This is a genomic window from Pseudolysinimonas sp., assembly GCF_031389465.1.
Taxonomy (GTDB): Bacteria; Actinomycetota; Actinomycetes; order Actinomycetales; family Microbacteriaceae; genus Pseudolysinimonas_A.
The window spans coordinates 1-3298 of sequence record NZ_JANMSQ010000005.1 but is presented as its reverse complement, the minus strand read 5'-3'; the positions used below and the strand labels follow the sequence as shown (position 1 = coordinate 3298).

Sequence of the window (3298 nt, the reverse complement as noted above, 5' to 3'; positions counted from 1 at the left end):
TTCGACAAGGTCGGCGAACTGGAGCAGATCCTCACCCGCAAGGGTGACCTTGAGAAGCTTGAGAAGGTGCGATACTCCACCGACCTCGCCGATGTTCACTACGTGCGGCAGGGCGACCCGAAGGGTCTCGGCCATGCCGTGCTGCGCGCCAAGATGCACGTCGGCAACGAACCGTTCGCGGTGCTCCTCGGTGACGACATCATCGACGCGCGCGACGTGCTCCTCAGTCGGATGCTGGACGTGCAGGGCGCGTTGAATACGACAGTCGTGGCGCTGCTCGAGGTCGACCCGTCGCAGACTCATCTCTATGGCATCGCGACAGTGGAGCCGACCGACGATGATGATGTCGTGCGCATCACCGGCCTTGTCGAGAAGCCCGAGCCCGGCACCTCTCCGTCGAACCTTGCAGTCATCGGCCGCTACGTGTTGCGCCCGGAGATCTTCGACATCCTCGAGGCCACGGAGCCCGGCAAGGGTGGCGAGATCCAGCTCACCGATGCGCTCCAGGCACTCGCCACGGGACCGGACTGGGCGGGCGGCGTGCATGGCGTCGTGTTCCGCGGCCGCCGGTACGATACCGGTGATCGGCTCGACTACCTCAAAGCGATCGTGCAGCTCGCGAGCGACCGCGCCGACCTCGGACCCGACTTCCGGGCCTGGCTGAAGCCGTTCGCCGCGGGTCTGCCGGGTGACGCCCCGGCGGAGTCGTGAACGTTCCGACGCTGCGCGACGGGTCGATCGCCATCCGCCCGATCCGCATCCGCGACGCCCGCACGCTCGAACGCGAGCTGCTCGACAACCGGTCTTGGCTGCGCCAGTGGGAGGCGACGAACCCACAAGGCCCGGTCGGCTTCGACGCCAAGGCCAGCATCCGGTCGCTGCTCGCGCATGAGCGCACCGGCAACGGTGTGCCGTTCGTCATCGAGTACAACGGCGAGCTCGCGGGCCAGCTGAATGTCTCGGGGATGTCGTACGGGTCGCTGTCGTCGGCATCCATCGGGTACTGGGTGGCGGAGCGGTTCGCCGGCAAGAGCGTGACTCCGACGGCCGTCGCACTTGCGACCGATCACGTGTTCTTCGGGCTGGGACTGCACCGCATGGAGATCTGCATCCGCCCCGAGAACGCGGCGTCGCTGCGGGTCGTCGAAAAGCTCGGCTTCCGCTACGAGGGGCTGCGGCGTCGGTTCATCCACATCAACGGCGACTGGCGCGACCACTTCTGCTTCGCCCTCACCATGGAGGAGATCCCGGAGGGCGTGCTGCGTCGTTGGAAGGACGGCCGTGTCCCCGCCGGCGTCGGCGTCATCCCCGAATCCGACCGCACCGCCGCCGAGAAGCCGCTCCACCTGGGGTGAGTTATCCCATTTGGGATAACTCACGGGCGGAAACATCCCGTACGGGAGATCTCAGGCCAGCTTGTGGTGCTTAGAGCCAGGTGAACGGCACCATCGCGGTGAGGATCGACGTGACGAGGAAAATCGTGCCGCCGGTCGCGATGAGCACCCACTGCAGCAGCGGGCGCTTGAGCACGGCCGCGATCCCGAGCAGGAACAGTGTCACGGCCATCAGGGTCGTATAGAGGCTCAGGAGGTCGCCGCGGTAGCCGAGCTCGTCGCCTTCGGCGCGCAGGGCGACCGCATTGTCATTCTCCTCGCCGTACCCACCGAAGAGTGCGGCCTGGTAGCCCTCGTCGGCTTGCGGGTCGTGCCAGAACTCGGGCTCCGACTCGTCGAGGGCAGCGGCGTTCTGGATGGCTGCATCCAGTTCTTCCGAGACGCCGATGAAGTAGAGGTCGTCGTATTGCTGCGCGGCGGTGGCGTCGCCGGCATCCGCTGCGATCGCGTATGCGGACAGCTGCTGGATCGTCTGCGAGTCGACGACGTACTGCTGGTTGCCTTCGAGGTAGAGCGACTCGGCGAGGGTGCCCGCTGCTTCGCTCTGCGAGATCTTGTCATCGCTGTGACCGCCGTAGATGCCCGACTGGAACGAGGTGTAGGCGGTCGCCGTCGCGACGACGCCGAGCATGATCACGACGATGAGTTCGACGTGGCGCTTCCACCAGGGGGCGGTCGGGTCGGGGGTTGTTGCGGTTTCGGGCATGTGGGAACCGTAGCGCTCGCCGGCACGCCTCCACGCATCCTGAGTGCGCGGCGCGGCACCCCAATCCCGGGGTGCGCGAAACGTACTCTCTGGTCATGGATGGCACGGGTGCGGGGACGGCGATCATGCTCGCCGTCGCGGCCGTGCTCTGGTTCCTGTATCTCGTGCCGACCTGGCTGCGCCGCCGCGAGTACCTCGCCACCGAGCGCACCGCGACCCGGCTGCAGCAGACCATCCGCGTGCTTGCCGAGACCGCCGAGATGCCCGACGCGGTGCGGGTCGCCGCGACCGCGCGGGAGGCAGCCCGGCAGGAGCGGATGCTGCGTGCGCAGGAGCGTCGAGCGGATGCCATGGCCGCCCGGCAGGTCGCTGCTGTTCGCCGGGAGACACCCGCGTCGGCTCCGCGCCCGAACCTCGACCCCGACGTTCTGCGCCGACGACGGATGCGCCGCACCCGTCTCGGCGCCTCGCTGCTCATGGTCGCCGCCACGGTGGTCGCGCTCACGCAGGTGTGGCTCATCGCGACGACCGGGATGACGCTGGGCGCCGTCGGCATCCTCGCCGTCTCTGCGGCGGGTGGTGCCGTGGCGATCGCGGTACAACGTCGACTCGATGCGCGGGCGATGCCGCGCGCAGGTTCCGCGCGGCCGCGTACCGCGGTGCAGGTGCGGGATGTCGCTCCTGCGGCGCAGCGCCAACCGTGGACGCCCGTCGAGATGCCCCGCCCGATGTACCTGTCACGGCCGGCCCCCGAGCCGCTCGCGCCGCGTCCAGACCTGGCTGAGGCGTTGCGTGCCGCAGCCGCCGAAGCGGAAGCGACTCTGCGTGCCGCGCAGACATCCCCGGAGGTCGTGCGCCTGCGGTCGTCGCGGTCGTCGAAGTACGCCGGGATGGGCGTGCTCGGACCCGACGCGGTCGAGGCGACCGACCTCGACGAAGTGCTGCGCCGTCGGCGGTCGGCAGGCTAAAGCTGCCTCTGCGGGGCTGGTAGAGTCGTTGCTTGTCTAAGGGCCCTTGGCGCAGTTGGTAGCGCGCCTCGTTCGCATCGAGGAGGTCAGGGGTTCAAATCCCCTAGGGTCCACCAAATGGGATGTCTCGCCGACGGCGCTGGTCACCCTACATCTGGGTGTCGAACAGGTAGGGCACGGTCGTCGGGCCGTCGTGCTCGCCGGTGTTTTCAGGTGCGCCGGCGCGGCGG

4 protein-coding genes and 1 tRNA gene are annotated in these 3298 nt (G+C 68.4%); 4 read left to right on the top strand and 1 reads right to left on the bottom strand.

Going from position 1 to position 3298, the window contains the following annotated elements:
- Together RMO30_RS00105 and RMO30_RS00100 are read left to right on the top strand one after the other, a co-directional pair.
- On the top strand, positions 1–711 hold a 711-nt coding region (locus RMO30_RS00105), incomplete at its 5' end, for a UTP--glucose-1-phosphate uridylyltransferase (protein ID WP_309707865.1).
- Entirely contained in the window at positions 708–1355 is a 648-nt protein-coding gene (locus RMO30_RS00100) for a GNAT family protein (RefSeq protein WP_309707863.1), read from the top strand. The genes RMO30_RS00105 and RMO30_RS00100, both read left to right, overlap by 4 nt.
- Before the next feature lie 70 nt (positions 1356–1425).
- Here RMO30_RS00100 and RMO30_RS00095 read toward each other — a convergent pair whose 3' ends face one another.
- A complete protein-coding gene (locus RMO30_RS00095) occupies positions 1426–2100 on the bottom strand; it encodes a hypothetical protein (protein WP_309707861.1) in 675 nt (224 codons plus the stop codon).
- Between the two features lie 95 nt (positions 2101–2195).
- On the opposite strand from RMO30_RS00095, the gene RMO30_RS00090 reads away from it, so the two are divergent.
- Positions 2196–3068 (top strand): hypothetical protein, encoded by an 873-nt coding sequence (locus RMO30_RS00090; RefSeq protein ID WP_309707859.1) that lies wholly within the window; start codon positions 2196–2198, stop codon positions 3066–3068.
- A 40-nt stretch (positions 3069–3108) separates the two neighbouring features.
- Positions 3109–3184: transfer RNA gene (locus tag RMO30_RS00085), tRNA-Ala, on the top strand.
- Positions 3185–3298 lie beyond the last annotated feature (114 nt).

Excerpts from the sequence above, each read along its gene's own strand:
- RMO30_RS00090 (WP_309707859.1), top strand. The coding sequence starts at position 2,196 with ATGGATGGCACGGGTGCGGGGACGGCGATCATGCTCGCCGTCGCGGCC.
- RMO30_RS00095 (WP_309707861.1), bottom strand. The coding sequence starts at position 2,100 with ATGCCCGAAACCGCAACAACCCCCGACCCGACCGCCCCCTGGTGGAAG.